This window comes from Limnohabitans radicicola (assembly GCF_014837235.1).
In the GTDB taxonomy this organism is placed as follows: Bacteria; Pseudomonadota; Gammaproteobacteria; order Burkholderiales; family Burkholderiaceae_C; genus Limnohabitans_A; species Limnohabitans_A radicicola.
On record NZ_JACYFT010000001.1, the window covers coordinates 862,901 to 881,739 of the forward strand.

The 18,839-nt window shown below is 62.4% G+C and carries 21 protein-coding genes; 7 read left to right on the forward strand and 14 right to left on the reverse strand.

The window, feature by feature from the left end; all coding sequences use genetic code 11:
• Window positions 1-66: 66 nt before the first annotated feature.
• Both IC609_RS04185 and IC609_RS04190 read right to left on the reverse strand, forming a co-directional pair.
• Window positions 67-252 (reverse strand): hypothetical protein, encoded by a 186-nt coding sequence (locus IC609_RS04185; RefSeq protein WP_191818181.1) that lies wholly within the window; start codon window positions 250-252, stop codon window positions 67-69.
• Between the two features lie 89 nt (window positions 253-341).
• Window positions 342-2,102, reverse strand: coding sequence for an MFS transporter (locus IC609_RS04190; protein ID WP_191818182.1), 1,761 nt, complete (start codon window positions 2,100-2,102; stop codon window positions 342-344).
• Between the two features lie 216 nt (window positions 2,103-2,318).
• On the opposite strand from IC609_RS04190, the gene IC609_RS04195 reads away from it, so the two are divergent.
• On the forward strand, window positions 2,319-2,588 hold the full coding sequence (locus IC609_RS04195) for a DUF4212 domain-containing protein (protein ID WP_191818183.1): 270 nt from the start codon (window positions 2,319-2,321) through the stop codon (window positions 2,586-2,588).
• Between the two features lie 4 nt (window positions 2,589-2,592).
• Here the strand turns inward: IC609_RS04195 and IC609_RS04200 are convergent, their stop codons facing one another.
• The 8 genes from IC609_RS04200 to IC609_RS04235 form a co-directional block, all read right to left on the reverse strand.
• A complete protein-coding gene (locus IC609_RS04200; protein WP_191818184.1) occupies window positions 2,593-3,234 on the reverse strand; it encodes a 2-hydroxychromene-2-carboxylate isomerase in 642 nt (213 codons plus the stop codon).
• Entirely contained in the window at window positions 3,231-3,503 is a 273-nt protein-coding gene (locus tag IC609_RS04205; RefSeq protein ID WP_191818185.1) for a DUF1289 domain-containing protein, read from the reverse strand. The genes IC609_RS04200 and IC609_RS04205 overlap by 4 nt, the downstream gene beginning before the upstream one ends.
• On the reverse strand, window positions 3,500-3,997 hold the full coding sequence (locus tag IC609_RS04210) for a YbaK/EbsC family protein (protein WP_191818186.1): 498 nt from the start codon (window positions 3,995-3,997) through the stop codon (window positions 3,500-3,502). Before IC609_RS04210 ends, IC609_RS04205 begins: the two co-directional genes overlap by 4 nt.
• A gap of 3 nt (window positions 3,998-4,000) precedes the next feature.
• Entirely contained in the window at window positions 4,001-4,909 is a 909-nt protein-coding gene (locus IC609_RS04215; RefSeq protein ID WP_191818187.1) for a hydroxymethylglutaryl-CoA lyase, read from the reverse strand.
• Window positions 4,910-4,919: 10 nt separating this feature from the next.
• Window positions 4,920-5,840 carry a 2-hydroxyacid dehydrogenase gene (locus IC609_RS04220; RefSeq protein ID WP_191818188.1) on the reverse strand — a complete coding sequence of 307 codons (921 nt, stop codon included), beginning with the start codon at window positions 5,838-5,840 and terminating at the stop codon, window positions 4,920-4,922.
• A 167-nt stretch (window positions 5,841-6,007) separates the two neighbouring features.
• Window positions 6,008-8,005 carry an acetyl-CoA carboxylase biotin carboxylase subunit gene (locus tag IC609_RS04225; protein ID WP_191818189.1) on the reverse strand — a complete coding sequence of 666 codons (1,998 nt, stop codon included), beginning with the start codon at window positions 8,003-8,005 and terminating at the stop codon, window positions 6,008-6,010.
• Window positions 8,006-8,017: 12 nt separating this feature from the next.
• Window positions 8,018-8,800 carry an enoyl-CoA hydratase/isomerase family protein gene (locus IC609_RS04230; RefSeq protein WP_191818190.1) on the reverse strand — a complete coding sequence of 261 codons (783 nt, stop codon included), beginning with the start codon at window positions 8,798-8,800 and terminating at the stop codon, window positions 8,018-8,020.
• 9 nt (window positions 8,801-8,809) lie between these two features.
• Window positions 8,810-10,417 carry a carboxyl transferase domain-containing protein gene (locus tag IC609_RS04235; RefSeq protein WP_191818191.1) on the reverse strand — a complete coding sequence of 536 codons (1,608 nt, stop codon included), beginning with the start codon at window positions 10,415-10,417 and terminating at the stop codon, window positions 8,810-8,812.
• 101 nt (window positions 10,418-10,518) lie between these two features.
• Between IC609_RS04235 and IC609_RS04240 the strand changes: the two genes are divergently transcribed.
• From IC609_RS04240 to IC609_RS04250, 3 genes are all read left to right on the forward strand, one after another.
• The gene (locus IC609_RS04240) at window positions 10,519-11,535 is read left to right on the forward strand and encodes an AraC family transcriptional regulator (RefSeq protein WP_191818192.1); all 1,017 of its coding nucleotides are present in this window, start codon (window positions 10,519-10,521) and stop codon (window positions 11,533-11,535) included.
• Window positions 11,536-11,683: 148 nt separating this feature from the next.
• On the forward strand, window positions 11,684-11,992 hold the full coding sequence (locus tag IC609_RS04245; RefSeq protein WP_191818905.1) for a DUF485 domain-containing protein: 309 nt from the start codon (window positions 11,684-11,686) through the stop codon (window positions 11,990-11,992).
• Window positions 11,989-13,716 carry a cation acetate symporter gene (locus tag IC609_RS04250; protein ID WP_191818193.1) on the forward strand — a complete coding sequence of 576 codons (1,728 nt, stop codon included), beginning with the start codon at window positions 11,989-11,991 and terminating at the stop codon, window positions 13,714-13,716. Before IC609_RS04245 ends, IC609_RS04250 begins: the two co-directional genes overlap by 4 nt.
• Before the next feature lie 69 nt (window positions 13,717-13,785).
• Here the strand turns inward: IC609_RS04250 and IC609_RS04255 are convergent, their stop codons facing one another.
• Genes IC609_RS04255 through IC609_RS04270 form a run of 4 tightly spaced genes read right to left on the reverse strand, consistent with a single transcriptional unit; the run spans window position 13,786 to window position 15,671 of the window.
• Window positions 13,786-14,133 carry an HNH endonuclease signature motif containing protein gene (locus IC609_RS04255; protein WP_191818194.1) on the reverse strand — a complete coding sequence of 116 codons (348 nt, stop codon included), beginning with the start codon at window positions 14,131-14,133 and terminating at the stop codon, window positions 13,786-13,788.
• An 8-nt stretch (window positions 14,134-14,141) separates the two neighbouring features.
• Entirely contained in the window at window positions 14,142-14,312 is a 171-nt protein-coding gene (locus IC609_RS04260; RefSeq protein ID WP_191818195.1) for a DUF2256 domain-containing protein, read from the reverse strand.
• A complete protein-coding gene (locus IC609_RS04265; RefSeq protein WP_191818196.1) occupies window positions 14,309-15,097 on the reverse strand; it encodes a response regulator transcription factor in 789 nt (262 codons plus the stop codon). Before IC609_RS04265 ends, IC609_RS04260 begins: the two co-directional genes overlap by 4 nt.
• A 58-nt stretch (window positions 15,098-15,155) precedes the next feature.
• Window positions 15,156-15,671, reverse strand: a complete 516-nt coding sequence (locus tag IC609_RS04270; protein ID WP_191818197.1) for an RrF2 family transcriptional regulator — start codon at window positions 15,669-15,671, stop codon at window positions 15,156-15,158.
• A 113-nt stretch (window positions 15,672-15,784) separates the two neighbouring features.
• Between IC609_RS04270 and IC609_RS04275 the strand changes: the two genes are divergently transcribed.
• Genes IC609_RS04275 through IC609_RS04285 form a run of 3 tightly spaced genes read left to right on the forward strand, consistent with a single transcriptional unit; the run spans window position 15,785 to window position 18,838 of the window.
• Window positions 15,785-16,786, forward strand: a complete 1,002-nt coding sequence (locus IC609_RS04275; protein ID WP_191818198.1) for a MerR family transcriptional regulator — start codon at window positions 15,785-15,787, stop codon at window positions 16,784-16,786.
• On the forward strand, window positions 16,783-17,319 hold the full coding sequence (locus IC609_RS04280) for a hypothetical protein (protein ID WP_191818199.1): 537 nt from the start codon (window positions 16,783-16,785) through the stop codon (window positions 17,317-17,319). The genes IC609_RS04275 and IC609_RS04280 overlap by 4 nt, the downstream gene beginning before the upstream one ends.
• Window position 17,320: 1 nt before the next feature.
• On the forward strand, window positions 17,321-18,838 hold the full coding sequence (locus IC609_RS04285) for an FAD-binding domain-containing protein (RefSeq protein WP_191818200.1): 1,518 nt from the start codon (window positions 17,321-17,323) through the stop codon (window positions 18,836-18,838).
• Window position 18,839 lies beyond the last annotated feature (1 nt).

The window sequence follows — 18,839 nt, forward strand, 5'->3', positions numbered from 1 at the left end:
AAAAGAGCATCCCCACAAAGAAAAAAGCCACGCAATTGCGTGGCTTGGGCCAGTCAGCGACAGGGCTTACTTGGCAGCGCTGGCGTCTGATGCGGCAGGTGCAGCCGCAGAGGCGTCGGCCTTGGCGGGCTCGGAATGCACGGCATCGGCGCCATGCTTTTCGCCGGTCATGTCGAGGCTGTCACCGCCCTTGTTGATCACATACAAAGCCAGGGCAGCAAAAATCACAAAGCCAACGGCAATCTTCCACATGTCGGTATCTCCTGAGAAATGAAAAAGGCCCTCCACAGAGGGAAGGCCTTGAATTTAGCACCCGAGTCACCCCGGGTTGCTTACAACACTCAGTCGTCGGCGTAGATGTCGACGTCTTTGGTTTCCTTGATGAACAGGCCACCGATCACGACGGTTGCACCGGCGATGATGATCGGGTACCACAGGCCGTTGTACATGTCACCGGTCTGGGCCACGATGGCGAAGGCGGTGGTGGGCAGCAGGCCGCCGAACCAGCCGTTACCGATGTGGTAAGGCAAGGACATGGAGGTGTAACGGATGCGTGTGGGGAACATTTCCACCAGCATGGCCGCGATAGGACCGTACACCATGGTCACCAGGATCACCAGGTAGGTGAGGATGATGATGACGGTGACTTTGTCGAACTTGGCCATGTCGGCCTTGGCGGGGTAGCCCGCAGCCTTGAGGGCAGCGCCCAGGTTGGCACCCAACAGGGTAGCGCCAGCGGTCTTCTCGTTGCCCAGGTCCTTGACGGACTTGGTGGCAGCTTCGATGGCCTTGGCATCCTTGGGTTCAGCCGCGTTCAGGGCTGCCAGTTTTTCCTCGGCCTTGGCCTTGGCTGCAGCGATGTCTTCAGCAGAGTACTTGACGTTCACCACGGTGTCGCCCACCTTGATGATGGCAGGCGTGCCAGCGGCGGCCACTTCGTTGGTGTAGCTCACCGAAGCGCCAGCCAGGCGTTGCTTGGCGATGTCGCAAGACGATGTGAACTTCTTGGTGCCTGTGGGGTTGAACTGGAACGAGCACTCGGCAGGATCGGCCACCACCACCACTTTGGATGCCGCTTGCGCAGCAGCCAGGTCAGGGTTGGCGGCTTTGGTCAGTGCCTTGAACACGGGGAAGTAGGTCACCACAGCCAACAAGCAGCCTGCCAGGATGATCGGCTTGCGGCCAATCTTGTCAGACAGCGAGCCGAACAGGATGAAGAACGGTGTGCCGATGATCAGGGAGATGGCCACCATGATGTTGGCGGTTGCACCGTCCACCTTCAGGGCTTGCGTCAGGAAGAACAGGGCGTAGAACTGACCCGAGTACCAGACCACGGCTTGACCGGCAGTCAGACCGATCAGGGCCAGGATCACGATCTTCAGGTTTTTCCACTGGCCGAAAGCTTCGGTCAGCGGGGCCTTGGAGGTCTTGCCTTCGGCTTTCATTTTCACGAAAGCAGGCGACTCATTCATGCTCAAACGGATGTAGACGGACACGCCCAACAGCAGAATGGACACGATGAATGGCACGCGCCAGCCCCAGTCGGCAAAGGCATCTTCGCCGATGGCCACACGGGTGCCCAGAATCACCATCAGCGACAGGAACAGGCCCAGCGTGGCGGTGGTCTGGATCCAGGCGGTGTAGGCGCCGCGCTTGCCTTGAGGGGCGTGCTCGGCAACGTAAGTGGCCGCGCCACCGTACTCACCACCCAGCGCCAAGCCTTGCAGCAAGCGCAAACCGATCAGGATGACCGGGGCGGCCACGCCGATGCTGGCGTAGTTGGGCAAGATGCCCACGATGAAGGTCGACAGACCCATGATCAGAATGGTCACCAAGAAGGTGTACTTGCGACCGATCATGTCGCCCAGACGGCCGAACACCAACGCGCCGAATGGACGCACGATGAAACCGGCAGCGAAAGCCAGCAGCGCGAAGATGAAGGCCGAGCCTTCGTCCAGGCCGCTGAAGAATTGTTTGGCGATGATCGCGGCAAGCGATCCGTACAGGTAGAAGTCGTACCACTCAAAAACGGTGCCCAGAGAAGAGGCGAAAATCACCTTCTTCTCTTCCGCCGACATCGGGCGGGGTGCGGTTGTAGCCATGTGCTGTCTCCAAAAAAGAGTCTCCGACAGGGAAACTTGCCGCGATTCTTGAGGCGGCCTCTGACCTTCTTCTGACAGGCAACCAACAATGCCTTACAAAACAAGTACTAACCCTTTGTTTTCATATCGCATCATGAGAATGAAGCCGATTTCGCGGGTAATCCCTAGGCATTCATCTGTCCCGTTCGTCCTGCAGTGCGGCGCTATCCTCTGCACATGAAGCACAGCGTTCTCTCCCGCACACAGTTCGACCGCAAAGTGCGCCAACTCACTTGGGGCTGCATGACCATCTGGGCGGCGGTGACACTGGTGCCCATCTATGGCGCACGGCGCCTGAACTTGGAGATCTGGGGCTGGCCCTTCAACTTCTGGATGGCAGCCCAAGGCTGTGTGCTGGTTTATCTGGCACTGGTGGTGTTTTTTGCGTGGCAAGTCAACCGCTGGGAAGCGGCACTGGCCGACGAAGACAGCCCAACCGCCGGCTGAGCACTCAGGTGTTGCGGCGCACGCCCACTGTGGTGTGGTTCACCGCATCCCAGTCGGGGCCGTCGAACCAGGGATCGCCCAGCAGGTAAGCCCGCAGCATGGGCAAGGCGTCCTGACCCCAGAAGACCTTGTCGTCCACCACGAAGCTGGGCACGCCAAACAAGCCCAGTGCAATGGCCTGCTCGGTATTGGCCTGCAGGGCCTGCTTCACTTCGGGGCTGGCCATGTCGCGTGTGGGCTGCAGCTCGGCAGTCAAGACGGCCAGGCGTTCAGTGTCGGCCGCGTCCTGCCCGGAGCACCAGACATGGCGAAACACCTGCTCGCACACATAGCGGTTGGGCGTGCCTTGCGCGTCGCACGCCACCGCCAGGCGCAAGAGGCCCAAGGGATTGAATGGGTGGGCGGCAGGCAACTTCAGTTCTAGACCTTGCTGGTGCGCCAGCCACAGCACCTGGCGGTAGGTCCAGTCACGCTTGCTGGCGATCTCGGCCGGGCCGAGCTGGCCGTGGTGCTTGAGCATGGCGCCGAACAGCACCGGGCGGTGCTCCACCCGGTGGCTGATGCCTTGCAGCGCCTGCGGCAAGGCGTTGAAGGCCAGCCAGGCGTAGGGCGAGATGAAGTCGAGGTAGAAGGTGATGGTTTTCATGGGGCGTCCTCCAGCGCAATGCGTTGCGCCAGCCGCTCGGGCAATTGCGCCCAAACCGCGAGTTTGCCGGGCTTGTCCATGCGGCTCCAGTCGGCGATTTCAGCGAGGGTGCGCAGGCAGCCTTCGCACCAGCCGGTGGTGGGGTGCATGATGCACACCGACTGGCAAGGCGAGGGCAGATGCGGGCCGGGCTCGGCAGGCACTTGCTGCGCCAACTCGGCCACACGGCGCCAGCGCCGGTTCTGGATGGTTTGCGGATCGAGCCTCATGGTGTCTGCGCCACATCGGCCACGGGCGCGCCGGTCAAACGTTTCAGATCATCGGGCTGCAAGCGGAACACACCGTGCGGGTGCCCGGCAGCGGCCCAGATCTCGGCGAAACGCCACAGATCCTGATCGAGCAGGGTCACGGGCGCGTTCAAGTGCGCCACGGGCGAGACGCCTCCGATGGTGAAGCCGGTCTGGGCTTTGACGAAGTCGGCATCGGCGCGGCCGATCTTGCCGACCAGGGCCGAGACTTTCTTCTCGTCCACGCGGCGGTCGCCCGAGGCCACCACCAGCACAGCCACACCGTCTTCCTTGCGTTTGAAGATCACGCTCTTGGCGATCTGGCCCAGCTGCACACCCAGGCCATCGGCGGCCTCCTGCGCGGTGCGGGCCGCGCCATCGAGCATGACCGGGGCGTGGGGATGTGCTGCGTCCTGCAGGGCACGTGCCACACGCTGGACGCCCTCGGGCAGGGCATGGAGTTCAGATCCGCACATGGTTCAGCCCGCCCGCTTGTTGAGGATGGCCTTGGCCACATTGGAGTTGGGCTTGCGACCCAGGAAGTCGCTGATGAACGCACCCGCATCGACCAGTTTGTCCAGGTCGATGCCGGTGGCGATGCCCATGCCGTGCAGCATGTAGACCACGTCTTCGGTGGACACATTGCCGGTGGCGCCTTTGGCGTAAGGGCAACCGCCCAGGCCCGCCACGGAAGACTGGAAGTTCCGCACCCCCATCTGCAACGCGGCCAGCGTGTTGGAGAGGGCCTGACCGTAGGTGTCGTGGAAGTGACCACAGACATGGTCCACGTCGAAATGCTGCAGCGTGGCCTCGATGGCCTTTTGCACCCTGAGCGGCGTGCCCACACCGATGGTGTCGGCCACATCCACGCGCTGCACGCCGATCTGCTTCATCAAGCCGGCCAGATAGGCCACGCGTTCGGGGGCGACGTCGCCCTCGTAAGGGCAGCCCACGGTGCAGCTCATCGCGCCGCGCACCGCGATGCCTGCGGCCAGCGCGGCCTGCACCACGGGGGCAAAGCGCTCGATGCTCTCGGCGATCGAGCAGTTGATGTTTTTGTGGCTGAAGGCTTCGCTGGCCGCACCAAACACCACGATCTCGTCAGGACGGGTTTTCAGGGCCGCTTCAAAGCCCTGCAGGTTGGGCGTGAGCACCGAGTAGCGCACACCAGCTTGACGTTGAATGCCGCCCATGACTTCGGCGTTGTCGGCCATTTGCGGCACCCACTTGGGGCTGACGAAGCTGGTGACCTCAATCTCAGTCAGGCCTGCGGCCTGCAGGCGGTGCACCAGCTCGATCTTGACGGCGGCGGGCACGGGCTGTTTTTCGTTTTGCAGACCGTCGCGGGGACCGACGTCGATGAGCTGAACACGGGAAGGCAGTGACATGGAAGAACTTTCAATAACCGCGCTGGGGATCGACCACACCGTTGATCGCCTCTCCGCGCTGCAAGGCTTGGATTTTGCCCACGATCTGCGCAATGCTTTCTTCGCGCAGGGTGCGGGCCGAGGTGTGTGGCGTGACCGTGATCTTCGGGTGTTTCCAGAACACATGGTCCGCAGGCAGGGGTTCAGTGCGAAACACATCCAACGTGGCCCCGGCCATGTGACCGTTGTCGACCAGGGCGATCAGGTCTTCTTCGACCAGATGCTTGCCGCGTGCCACATTGATGAGGTAGCCGCCTGGCTGCAGCTGCGAGAGCGTATCTTTGTTCAGGATGTTCTCGGTCTCGGGCGTGAGCGGCATCAGGTTGACCAGCACACGGGTGGCCGCCAAAAATTCGGGCAGGCCTTGCGCCCCGCTGAAGCAGCGGATGCCTGGCAGATCTTTGGCGCTGCGGCTGTAACCGTTCACGGGAAACTCGAACACCTGCAGCGCTTTGGCCACGCGCTCGCCCAACACGCCCAAGCCCATGACGCCCACCGCAAAGTCGGCACGGCTGCGCGGCTTGCGGTAAGACCATTTGCCCGCGCCGGTGTCAGCGTCGTAGCCATCGAACTCGCGAAAGTGTCGGATCACCGCGTGGCACACGTATTCGGCCATCTGCACCGACATGCCCGCATCGTCCAGACGCACCACCTTCAGTGAGGGCGGCAACTGGAGCTGGAGCAAGGCATCCACGCCCGCGCCGATGTTGAACAGGGTTTGCAGGGCAGACTGCTCGTCGATGAACTGCTGGGGCGGCGCCCAGACGATGGCGTGGTCGGCGGGCGGCGCGCCAGGTGTCCAAGCGAACACGGAAGCCTCAGGGAAGGCTTGTTGCAGGCCCTGCACCCAGGGCGCTGGGTCGAGCCTTTCAAAACAGATGGTGATGTTCATGGGCAGATTTTGTCAGCAAGGGGGAGGCCCTTCTGTCGCCTGGGTTAGAACGCTTTGCACGAGCCATGAGGACCCTCTGTGGGAGCCCCGCGCTCGGGGCGAAGGGTTGTGGTCTGGCGCCCCATCGCGGCGGGGGCGCCGCTCCCACAGGGGACAGCACCCACAAATCAAACCGCCAGCTTGAGCAGCTCCGCCCCCTCGGTCACCTGATCGCCAGGTGCGTACAGCAACTCGGCCACAGTGCCATCTTGGGGTGCGCTGATGGTGTGCTCCATCTTCATGGCCTCCATCACCGCCAGGGCTTGCCCGGCTTTGACCTTGTCGCCCGCCTTGACGGCGAACGACACCACCTTGCCCGGCATGGGGGCCGTCAGGCGGCCACCTTCTTGCGCGGCTTCGCCAGCATGGGCCAGCGGGTCGAGCAGACTGATGCGGGTGGCCCCTTGGGGCGTGAACACATGGCGCAGCTCACCCTGCACATGCACTGTGCTGTGGATGCGCTGGCCTTCGAACTGCACCCAGAGGCCATCGCCTTGCGCCGTGAACTGCAGCGCCGATTCAGTGCCCTCACCCACCTGCAAGCGCAGTGGCGAACCGTACGTCAGCACCGCACGCACAGGCTGACCGTCGTACTCCAGCTCAAAGCGACGGCGCGTGGTGCCGTGCGACTGCCAGCCATCGCGGCGGCTGAACGGGTCAGTGCCTTGGGCTGCGGCTTCGGCCTGCAAGGCATCGGCGATCACCGCCGCCGCGGCGGCCTGCGGACCCACCGGGTCCTGCTTGAACAGCACCGCGCTTTCGCGTTGGATGAGTGCCGTATCGAGTTGGGCAGTGGCGAACGCCTGGCTGCGCACCACATGGCGCAAAAACTGCACATTGGTGTTCAAGCCCACGATCTGGGTCTGCGCCAATGCGGTGTCCAGCCGGGCCAGCGCCTGCTCACGCGTGTCGCCATGCACAATGAGCTTGGCCACCATCGAGTCGTAAAACGGGCTGATGGTGTCGCCTTCGCGCACACCGTCGTCCACACGCACCGTGCTGCGTTCAAAGCTGCTGGCTTGCGGCTTGCGATACACCTGCAGCGTGCCGGTGGCGGGCAAAAAGTTGTTGTCGGGGTTCTCGGCGCAGATGCGTGCCTCGATGGCATGACCCGTCATGCGGATCTCGTTTTGTTGCAGGGGCAGCGGCTCGCCACTGGCCACGCGCAGTTGCCACTCGACCAGATCAAGGCCGGTGATGGCTTCGGTCACCGGGTGCTCCACCTGCAGGCGGGTGTTCATCTCCATGAAATAGAACTTCATCGACTCGGGCTGGTCGTACGCGGTTTGCTCCACGATGAATTCCACCGTGCCCGCGCCCACGTAGTTCACCGCCTTGGCGGCGGCCACAGCGGCTGCGCCCATTTGCGCGCGCAGGGTTTCGGTCATGCCGGGGGCCGGGGCTTCTTCGAGCACCTTCTGGTGGCGGCGCTGCACAGAGCAATCGCGCTCGAACAGGTACACACAGTTACCCTGCGTGTCGCCAAACACCTGGATCTCGATGTGGCGTGGCCGCTGCACGTATTTTTCGATCAGCACCGCATCGCTGCCAAAGCTGTTGATGGCCTCGCGTTGGCAGCTCGCGAGCGCTGCCGCAAAGTCTTCGGACTTTTCGACCACACGCATGCCCTTGCCACCACCACCGGCGCTGGCCTTGATGAGGGCGGGGTAACCAATGCGGTCGGCCTCGCGCTGCAACAGCACCGGATCCTGGTCGGCCCCGTGGTAGCCAGGCACCAGCGGCACTCCGGCGGATTCCATCAATCGCTTGGACTCGGCCTTGAGGCCCATCGCCAATATGGCCGACGCAGGCGGGCCGATGAACACCAGACCCGCAGCAGCGCAGGCCTTGGCGAAGTCTTCGTTTTCGCTCAAGAAACCATACCCGGGGTGCACGGCCTCTGCGCCCGTGGCTTTGGCCGCTTCGAGGATGCGTTCCCAACGCAGGTAGCTGTCCTTGGGGGCGGAGCCGCCCACATGCACCGCTTCGTCACAGGCTTGCACATGCTTGGCACCGGCGTCGGCGTCTGAATAAACAGCCACGGTTTGGATGCCCATGCGGCGGGCGGTGGCTGCCACTCGGCAAGCGATTTCGCCACGGTTGGCGATCAAGATTTTTTTGAACATGTCAGGTCTCCTTCAGGCCATCCAGCCCGGCTGGCGTTTGTCGAGGAAGGCCGAGAGGCCGTCTTGCGCTTCGGGGGTGGCGCGCAGTTGCGCGATCCGCTGTGCGGTGTCTTCCACCACGGCGTCGTTGATCGGTTTGTTGTCCACTGCGCGGATCAGGTCCTTGGCCGCAGCTTGCGAGAGCGGCCCGCCCTGAACGAGCGCATCGACGATCTCCTGCACCTTGGTGTCCAGCTGCTCGGGGTCCACCGCTTCGTGCACCAGACCCAGCTCACGGGCACGCAACGCGTCAATGCGCTCGGCCGACTGGAAGTAACGGTAGCCCTGTCGCGCGCCGATGGCCCGCACCACATAGGGGCTGATGGCCGCCGGGATGATGCCGAACTTGACCTCGGAGGTGGCGAACACCGCCCTGGTGGACGCCACCGCGATGTCGCACGCGGCCGTGAGGCCCGTCCCGCCGCCCAGGGCGGCACCCTGCACGCGGGCAATGGTGGGTTTTTTCATCTCGGACAGCACACGCAGCATGCGTGCCAGAGCCCGCGCATCACGCAGGTTCTCTTCGATGCCGTTTTGTGCGGCGCGTTTCATCCAGTTGAGATCGGCCCCGGCCGAGAAACTTTTGCCGCGTCCGGCCAGTACGACCACACGCACACTGGCGTCCGCGTCGAGCGCTTCGCAGGCGGCGGTGAGTTCGGCGATCAGGGTTTCGTCAAAGGCGTTGTGCACATCCGGGCGGTTCATCCACACGGTGGCAACGCGCTTGTTTTTTTCGATTTCGAGGGTCTGGTACATCGCAACTCCTTACATGCGGAACAGGCCGAACTTGGTCTCGGGGATCGGGGCGTTGAGCGAAGCACTCAAACCCAGCGCCAGCACGCGGCGGGTGTCGGCGGGGTCAATCACGCCATCGTCCCAGAGGCGGGCCGTGGCGTAATACGGGTGGCCCTGCTCTTCATACTGCTGCTTGATCGGGGCTTTGAAGGCTTCTTCTTCCTCCAGGCTCCACTGGCCGCCCTTGGCCTCGATGCCGTCACGCTTGACGGTGGCCAGCACACTCGCCGCCTGCTCGCCACCCATGACGGAGATGCGGGCGTTGGGCCACATCCACAAGAAGCGCGGCGAGTAAGCGCGGCCACACATGCCGTAGTTGCCCGCACCAAAACTGCCGCCGATGATGATGGTGAATTTGGGCACGGCCGCAGTGGCCACAGCCGTGACCATCTTGGCGCCGTTGCGGGCGATGCCTTCGTTTTCGTACTTGCGGCCGACCATGAAGCCGGTGATGTTCTGCAGGAACACGAGCGGCGTCTTGCGTTGGCAGCACAGCTCGATGAAGTGCGCGCCCTTGAGGGCCGACTCGCTGAACAAAATGCCGTTGTTGGCGATGATGCCCACCGGCATGCCTTCGATGCGGGCAAAGCCGCAGACCAAGGTGGTGCCAAAACGCGATTTGAACTCGTCGAATTCGGAGCCGTCGACGATGCGGGCGATGATCTCGCGCACATCAAAAGGTTTGCGGGTGTCGGTCGGTATCACGCCGTACAGCTCTTTGGCCTCGTACTTGGGCGGCACGGGGGTGTGCGTGGCGATGTTGGGGGCCTTTTGGGCGTTGAGGTTTTTGACCGCCTGACGCGCCAAAGACAAGGCGTGCAGGTCGTTTTGCGCCAGGTGGTCGGCCACACCCGACAGGCGCGTGTGCACATCGCCACCGCCCAGGTCTTCGGCGCTCACCACCTCGCCGGTGGCGGCTTTCACCAAAGGCGGGCCGCCCAGAAAGATCGTGCCCTGGTTCTTGACGATGATGGTCTCGTCGCTCATGGCGGGCACATACGCGCCGCCCGCTGTGCACGAGCCCATGACCACGGCGATCTGCGCAATGCCCTGCGCGCTCATGTTGGCCTGGTTGAAGAAGATGCGGCCAAAGTGGTCGCGGTCAGGGAAGACCTCGTCCTGATTCGGCAGGTTGGCGCCGCCCGAATCCACCAGGTAGATGCAGGGCAGGCGGTTTTGCTGCGCGATCTCTTGTGCCCGCAGGTGCTTCTTGACGGTCATCGGGTAGTAGGTGCCGCCTTTTACCGTCGCGTCGTTGCAGACGATCATGCAGTCCACACCGTTCACACGGCCAATGCCGACGATCACGCCCGAGCTGGGCGCGTCGTTGTTGTACATGTTGAGCGCCGCCAGCGGCGCGACTTCGAGGAAAGGGGTGCCGGGGTCCAGCAGCATCTGCACGCGCTCACGCGGCAGCAATTTGCCACGCGCGGTGTGTTTGGCGCGGGCGACTTCGCCGCCGCCTTGGGCCACGCGCTCCAGGTGCGCGCGCAGGTCGTCGACCACGGCCTGCATGGCGGCGGCGTTGGCCACAAATTCGCCCGAGCGGGGGTTGAGTTGGGTTTGCAAAACAGTCATGGCATCTTCCTGGGCAATCGCTTGTAGCCGCCAGCATAAGGCGCAGCACCCCTGTGCAGCAAGCCACAGGGGTTGCAAATCCTGCCAAAATAAGACTTGATATGACAACAACGCCCGCAGCTTCTCGCGCCGAAACGCCCATCGCCTTCATTGCGGCAATGGTTCAAGCCTATGCGCAGCGCGGCATGGACCCGAAAGCGGCGCTTCAAAAGGCACAAATCGCGCCAAACTTACTGGACCAATCCGATGCCCGCGTGACGGCGCTGCAGATGGAGTGGATGAGTGAGGCCGCCATGCGTGAGCTGGACGACGAGGCGCTGGGCTGGTTTCGCCGCCGCCTGCCCTGGGGGAGCTACGGCATGCTGGTACGCGCATCGCTGACCGCCCCCACCCTGGGCGTGGCGCTGGCCCGCTGGTGTCGCCACCACAACCTGTTGACGGACGACATTCGGCTCCACTTGAGCACATCCGATGGCTTGGCCCACATCGAGCTGCACGAAGTGCACGACCTGAAAGGCCTGCGGGAGTTTTGCTCCGTCTCGGTGCTGCGCAACGCGCTGGGCGTGGCTTGCTGGCTGACGGATTCGCGCATCCCGCTGGCGGGCACCGACCTGCACTTTGCGCCGCCCCCACACGCCGACAGCTACCGCGTGCTGTTTGATGGCCCCTGCCAGTTCAACGCGCCGCACAGCCGCCTGGGCTTTGATGCGGGCTACCTGCAGCTGCCCCTGCGCCGCGACGAAGCCGCCCTGCAGCGCATGCTGCAACGCGCCCTGCTGCTGACGGTGCGCCCCTACCGGCGCGACCGCTTGCTGGTCGAAAAAGTGCGCCAAACCCTGGCCGAACACCCCGAGCACAGCCGCAATGCCGAGGATCTGGCCGCCTGGCTCAACCTGTCTACCCGCACACTGCACCGGCAACTCAAAGAAGAAGGCGCCAGCCTGCAACAGCTCAAGGACAGCGTGCGCCAGCAACGTGCTCGCGCCTTGCTCCTGCGCACCTCCAAACCCCTGAAACAGATCGCTGCAGAGGTGGGGTTCCACAACGAAAAGAGCTTCATCCGGGCATTCAAAGGGTGGACAGGGCAGGCACCGGAGGCGTTCCGTCAAAACGACTGACAGGAATCCAGAGCACAAGCCCTTGGAGTAAGCCTAAGGTCAGTCCTTTTTGAGACATTCGGTATCAGGCAGACAAACAACTCATTCAGATCAAAAGATCGGGTGAATTGGGGGTCTGCCTTTTTTGTTTTTCAAGCAGGACATGACAATGATTGACCCCGTGATCGCCAAGATCCAAAGTCACCCAAAGTACGCACAGCTGCGCAAGCAGCGCAATGCCTTTGGCTGGCTCCTGACCGTGTTGACCCTGGTCGTTTACTACGGCTTCATCGCACTGATCGCCTTCAACAAGCCTTTTCTCGCACAGCCCCTGGGCGCTGGCGTGACCACGGTGGGCATTCCGCTCGGCATGGGCGTGATTGTTTTCACCATCGTGATCACCGGCATCTATGTGCGCCGCGCCAACCAGCGCTACGACGCGCTGACACAAGACATCTTGAAGGACGCGACAAAATGAACAAGGCGATGCAACTCATCTGGGGCGCGTTGGCCCTGATCGCGGGCACCAGTGCCCTGGCTGCAGGCGCAGACATTGGCGATGCCGCCAAACAGTCCACCAACTGGACCGCCATTTTGATGTTCGGCACCTTCGTGGTCGGCACACTGTGGATCACCAAATGGGCCGCTGCCAAGACCAAATCGGCCGCTGACTTTTACACCGCCGGTGGTGGCATCACCGGTTTCCAAAACGGTCTGGCGATTGCGGGCGACTACATGTCGGCCGCATCCTTCCTGGGCATCTCGGCCGCAGTCATGGCTTCGGGCTATGACGGCCTGATCTACTCCATCGGCTTTTTGGTCGGCTGGCCCGTGATCACCTTCTTGCTGGCCGAGCGCCTGCGCAACCTGGGCAAATTCACCTTTGCCGACGTGGCCGGTTACCGCTTCAAGCAAGCGCCCATCCGTGCCTTTGCCGCTTCGGGCACGCTGGTGGTGGTGGCGTTCTACCTGATCGCCCAAATGGTGGGTGCAGGCCAACTCATCAAGCTGCTGTTTGGTCTGGAGTACTGGATGGCCGTGGTCATCGTGGGTGCGCTGATGATGGTGTACGTGTTGTTTGGTGGCATGACCGCCACCACCTGGGTGCAGATCATCAAGGCCTGTCTGCTGCTGTGCGGCGGCACCTTCATGGCCATCATGGTGTTGGCACAGTTCGGCTTCAGCCCTGAAGCGCTGTTTGCCAAAGGCGTGGCCGTCAAAACCGCCATCGCAGAAGCGGGTGGCAAAACGCCCGAAGAAGCGGCCAAAGCCGGTCTGTCCATCATGGGGCCAGGCGGCTTCATCAAGGACCCGATCTCGGCCATTTCTTTTGGCATGGCGCTGATGTTTGGCACCGCGGGGCTCCCCCATGTGTTGATGCGCTTTTTCACGGTGCCTGATGCCAAGGAAGCACGCAAATCGGTGTTCTGGGCGACCACCTGGGTGGGCTACTTCTTCATCCTGATCTTCATCATCGGCTTTGGCGCGATCACCCTGGTGCTCACAAACCCCGAGTTGGCCGACACGACCAAGGGCGTGATCAAAGGCGGCGCGGGCACGGCCAACATGGCGGCGGTGCTGGTGGCCAAAACCGTGGGTGGCGATGTGTTTTACGGCTTCATCTCGGCCGTGGCGTTTGCCACCATCTTGGCGGTGGTCGCGGGCCTGACCTTGTCGGGGGCCTCGGCCGTGTCACACGACCTGTACTCGACCGTGTTCAAAAAGGGCCAAGCCGACAGCGCCTCTGAGCTGCGTGTCTCGCGCATCACCACCCTGGCTTTGGGTGTGATTGCGGTGGGCCTGGGCATCGCGTTTGAAAAGCAGAACATCGCCTTCATGGTGTCACTGGCTTTTGCGATTGCGGCATCGGCCAACTTCCCGGTGTTGTTCCTGTCGGTGCTGTGGAAAGACTGCACCACACGCGGCGCGGTCATTGGTGGTTTTCTGGGTCTGATTTCTTCCGTGGCGCTCACCGTGGTGTCGCCTGCCGTGTGGGAAGTCACCTTGGGCAATCCCAAGGGCTCGGCCTGGTTCCAGTACAGCTCGCCGGCCTTGTTCTCAATGACCATCGGCTTTGTGGGCATCTGGCTGTTCTCGGTCCTCGACAAGAGCGAGCAAGCGAAAAAAGAGCGTGCGGCCTTCCCGGCCCAACAAGTGCGCTCCGAAACCGGCTACGGCGCTGCCGCAGCGTCGGACCACTGAGCTCCTGCCCCCTGGCAACAAGCCGGTCAGCTTTCGGGCTGATCGGCTTTTTTCATGGCACGGCATGATTCAAGCGCGTCGTCGCGCGACGCTCTTGCGGCTTTTCTCGAAAAAGTCCATCGGCTTGCGACGGACCCAAGCCACAAATTTCTGCATCTCAGGCTCCGCCAGCAGCGCCTCGGCCGTGTGCAGGCGGCGGGCCAACTCGGTCTCGCCATACAGGGCATGGATCTGGCGGTGGCAGATGCGGTGCAGCAGCCGGGTTTCGCGCCCGCCTTTGGATTTGGGGACGAAATGGTGTGCGTCCCGCTCAGACGGCGGGATCTCGCGCCCGCACACTGGGCACACCGGCAAAACCTCTGGCACGGGCACCTGGACACTGGCCAGTCTTTGTTGTCGCTTGATTCTGCCGACCATGGCTTGGATCAGGATGGCGCGCCCGGCCCACGGGATCTGCCATCGCGACAGGCCTGCGAGCAGTATTTGATGGTCTCCCAGTTCTTGGCCCAGGCCTTGCGCCAGGTCATGGGACGCTGGCACTGGACGCACAGCTTGCTGGGCAAGGCCGACTTGTTGCCTTTGAACGGTTTTTTCATCCCATCACCCCAGAACCCTGAACCTGCCATGCTTGGTTCGCAAACGGACGGTGTGCACGCAGGACAGGCAGCACCCTGGCCGCATCCGATGCCTGCTGCATGGCGTCTGAACGGACGACCAGGCCATAACCCACGCGTTTGACGCAATCCACGTGCAAGCCATGGGGCCCGATTTTGCGGTTGACGCGGTGCACATACAAATGCACAGCACCAGGCCGCAACGCAGCTGCGCCACCTTGAGCCATGTGCATCCGGATTTCCTGGTTGGTCACCCATTTGCCAACCCGTCTGATCAGCAAGGACATGAGCTCGGCCTCCCGTTGCGTCAACGCAATGCGCTGCTCGCCGTCATGCAAAGTCATGGCCTCGTGGTCAAAACGCAGCCCGGCAAAATGGCTGACGGGTTGCCCCCCTGGCAGGACGGACCTGTGCACAGCGCGGAGCATGGCTGCCAATACCTGTGGTGGACATGGTCGTGGCAAGCAACGGTCAGCGCCGGCATCCAGCCACGCGGCGATCTCTGGGTGACCCAAAGGGGCATGTGGCAAAGCCAGCACACGCAAATTCCGTTTCACCCCCGTCAGGGCTTGACGCAAATCATCCGGCCCGGGCCCGTGGGCATCAGACTGCAGCAGCCAGGTGGTGTCGGTTGCAGTCACCGGCACACGCAGACGCGCAAGGGCTTGCGACCAATCGACATGTTCCATCTGGTCAAAGCGAGGCCAGCCGTTTGCACCGAGCGGAATGGCATCGGTCAAAGATGCGGTCACCCACAAGGCTTGCATGTTCACCGCTTGCCCCCCGGGATAAAGCAGCACAAACCTTGCCTGCACCGACCGCCTGTCATGCCGTTGCCTGCGTGCCCATGAATTGAGACAGCTGGAAAACCGAGTTGGGTGCTTCAGGCATCCAGCGCGGCAGCAAAGGCTTGAAACCCCAGCCACCTTGGGCGGGCTCGCGGCGGGGCCGCAAGGCACGTGACTCATCCACATGGTCCGCAATGACCATCGAAGAAAGGACGTTTTGGAAATGCGCGTCAACGCGATTCAGCAGCAACGCATCCAGATCGATCTGCTCGGGCTTTGCTGCAGGACGCGGCGGCGCGGGCTGGTCAAAAGCCTGAACGACAGACCACAAGCTCAGCTGCGTCGCCTGAACGGCCAGTTTGTACCCTCCACCCGGGCCACGCACAGAGGACACCAGCGCATGCTCGCGCAGCACTTTCAACAAACTCTCCAGATAGGACACCGACAAGCGCATCTGGCCTGCCAGCTCTGCGGCCGTGGTGATGCCCCCCGGCGACAGGGTGGCCATGGTCACCAGGACATGGATGGCGTGAGAAGCTTTTTTTCCGAGCATGGGGTTCTTACCGTTGATGCATGGAAATCTACCATTCATTTCACATTAATCTACTCAAAATTCAATTTATTCCTATAATTCAATTCAATATCTACTCAAACAGTGCGAAATCCATGACTTCCAGCATCTCCAACCACCGCATCGGTGCGGTTTCGGCGCTCAGCGGGGTGCCCGTCTCCACCTTGCGGGTCTGGGAGACCCGACATGCGGCCTTTGCGCCAGCCAAATCCGAAGGCCGACACCGGCTGTATTCCGACGAAGACGTGCTGCGTGCCTCGCTCATCAAACAGCTGACCGAGGCCGGTCACAGCATCAGCACGGTGGCCGCGCTGCCCGCAGCGCAACTGAATGCCTTGCTGCAGCAACAAAGATCGGCCAACCGGCTGCACCGCCCTGCACCGACAAGCACCGCCCCTGTGACGCTGGCCGTGGTCGGCGTGGACATGGCCGCGCGCCTGGAATCGAGCCCACTGTCGAATGAATCGGGGGACAGGCCCATCCAAATCACCGAGATTCTTGAAGACCTGGCGACAGCACTCACGGCCAGCATGGCTTCACAGCCCCAAGCCTTGATGGTGCGGGTCAATTCGCTGAACGTGATCGTGGGCACCGACATCCAACGCCTGGTCCAAATGCATCGGTTTCAGCAAGTGATCGTGCTCTACAACTTTGGCCAGGAACCGGTGGTGGCCGCATTGAAGCTGTCAGGCATCAAGGTTCGCAGGGAACCCCTCTCAAACGCCGAACTGGGGGAGTTGATCAACTCGGTTTTGTGGATGGACCACACGCGGGAAGTGCACGACGTTCAGCGTACCGGCCTCGTGCCACCGCGCAAATACAGTGACGAAACCTTGCGCAGTGTGGCCAACACGCCCAGCCGGGTGCTGTGTGAATGTCCCAGACATGTGGCCGAGCTGATCACACAGTTGGCCAGCTTCGAGCAATACAGCCAGGATTGCCTCAATAAAAGCGCCGAAGACGCCCACCTGCACGCTTACCTCAGCTCGGTATCAGGGTCGGCACGCGCCCTGTTCGAAAAAGCCCTCGAAATGGTGGCCCAGCACGAGAACATTCCATTGCCCCTCACCGCGCCCATGTCTGGCACGCCTGCATGAAGCCCTCCGTTGCTCGCACTGCACTGGCTGCGACCCTGGTGGCTGTGGCACTCAGCCATGTGGAATGGTCAAGGGCCGACAACGGCCATTTGCTGCTTGTGGATGGTCGACCAGTGGATGTGCAAGGCTGGCTTGCCAATCAGCTCAACCGGGTTCGCAGGGACTGCAAGAGCGTGCAAGCCATGCGGGGCGAGGACGCCACATTGCAGGCGGCGCTGCAGACACTGAAAGCGTACAGCCCTCCGGCTTCGCATTCGGCCCGCGTGGCAGGGGCATTGACCAGCGAGGGCTGGATGCTGCTCGAAGTCGAATTTGACACACTGCTGCCTGCGGTGGTCCTCATGCAACAAACCGGCACGGAATGGGTGCTTGCACCCCGAGGGGTGTGGAGCGGTCAGACACACCCTTGGCTGGCAGCGCCGCTGATTCGCGCATACCTGTCAGGTCAGGTCGCAACCGCACCACCCCAGTTGCTCGCCTGCTTTGACCCGCAAAGCAGCGCCCTGAACCCACAGCAGGGTGGGGTTCACTGAGATGGGCACGCAACTGTTCTGGTTCAAACGCGATTTGCGGGTGCATGACAACGAGGCATTGAGCAGCGCTGCCGCCATGGGGGCCGTGCTGTGCGTGTACATCGTGGAGCCTTCCTACTGGCGCTGCGCCGACGCCTCTCAAAGGCAATTTGATTTTTTACGGGAGTGCCTGCGCGATCTTTATCGCCAGCTGCAGGCTCTGGGCGTGCGCTTGCATTTGCTCACCGGCGAAGTGCCCGAGGTGCTGGAGCGGCTGCACCAGCAGCTGGCCTTCAGCCACCTGCACTCACACCAGGAAACCGGCAACGGCATGACATACAAGCGCGACCAGGCGGTGGCGCGCTGGTGTGCAGCGCGAGGCGTACATTGGCAGGAGCATGTGCAAAACGGCGTGGTACGGCGCCTACCCAGCCGGGATCACTGGAGCGAACTCTGGTCGCAGCGCATGCAGGCTCCTCAGAAGCCCGTCCCCGCCATGACCACCGCACCCTGGCCCTGGGATGAAGAAGGCTGGCCCGACTGGCAAGCCTGGGGGCTGCCCGCCGACACAGCAGCGCAAAGACAGCGGGGTGGCAGGACAGAAGCTTGCCGGACTTTGCACAGTTTTCTGAACGAACGCAGCGCTCAGTACCGGGGGGGCATCTCATCGCCCTTGAGTGCCGCCAACGCCTGCTCACGGCTGTCGCCTTACTTGAGTTGGGGGTGCCTGAGCCTGCGCGAAGTGGTGCAGGCCACCGAACAAGCCCTGAGCGAGCCGCGACTGGACGCCTGGACACGCAAGGGCTTGAGCGCCTTCATCAGCCGCCTGCATTGGCACTGCCATTTCATGCAAAAACTCGAGAGCGAGCCGGCCATCGAAACACGGAACATGCATCGCGGCTACGACGGATTGCGCGAGGATGACTTCAATGCGCTGCACTTTGAACGCCTGTGTCTCGGACAGACTGGCTGGCCCTTGGTCGACGCCTGTGTGGCCATGCTGCAGCAAACCGGGTGGCTGAACTTCCGGATGCGGGCCATGCTGGTGTCGGTTGCGGCCTACCCACTGTGGCTGCACTGGCAACAGGTCGGCCATTGGCTGGCACGGCAGTTGATCGACTACGAACCCGGCATCCACTGGAGCCAGATGCAGATGCAATCAGGCACCACCGGCATCAATACCACGCGGGTGTACAACCCGATCAAACAGGCACAGGACCAGGATCCCAAGGGCATTTTTGTGCGGCGCTGGCTGCCGGTCTTGCGCCGGGTGCCAGACACCTGGCTTCTGGAGCCCTGGAAAATGCCCGCATCCGTGCAAGCGCAATGCGGTGTTCAGGTGGGACGTGATTGGCCTGTCCCCGTGGTGGATTTGCAGGAAGCCACACGCGCAGCCAAGGCACGCCTGCATGCGCGGCGCAACACGCACGAAGTCAGGCAAGCGAAGCAGCCCATCATTGACAAACACGCCTCACGTCTGCGCCGCGACCGGACCGGTCAAGCCAGCGCCCCTGCAGCACAAGCGCAACTGGACCTATGAC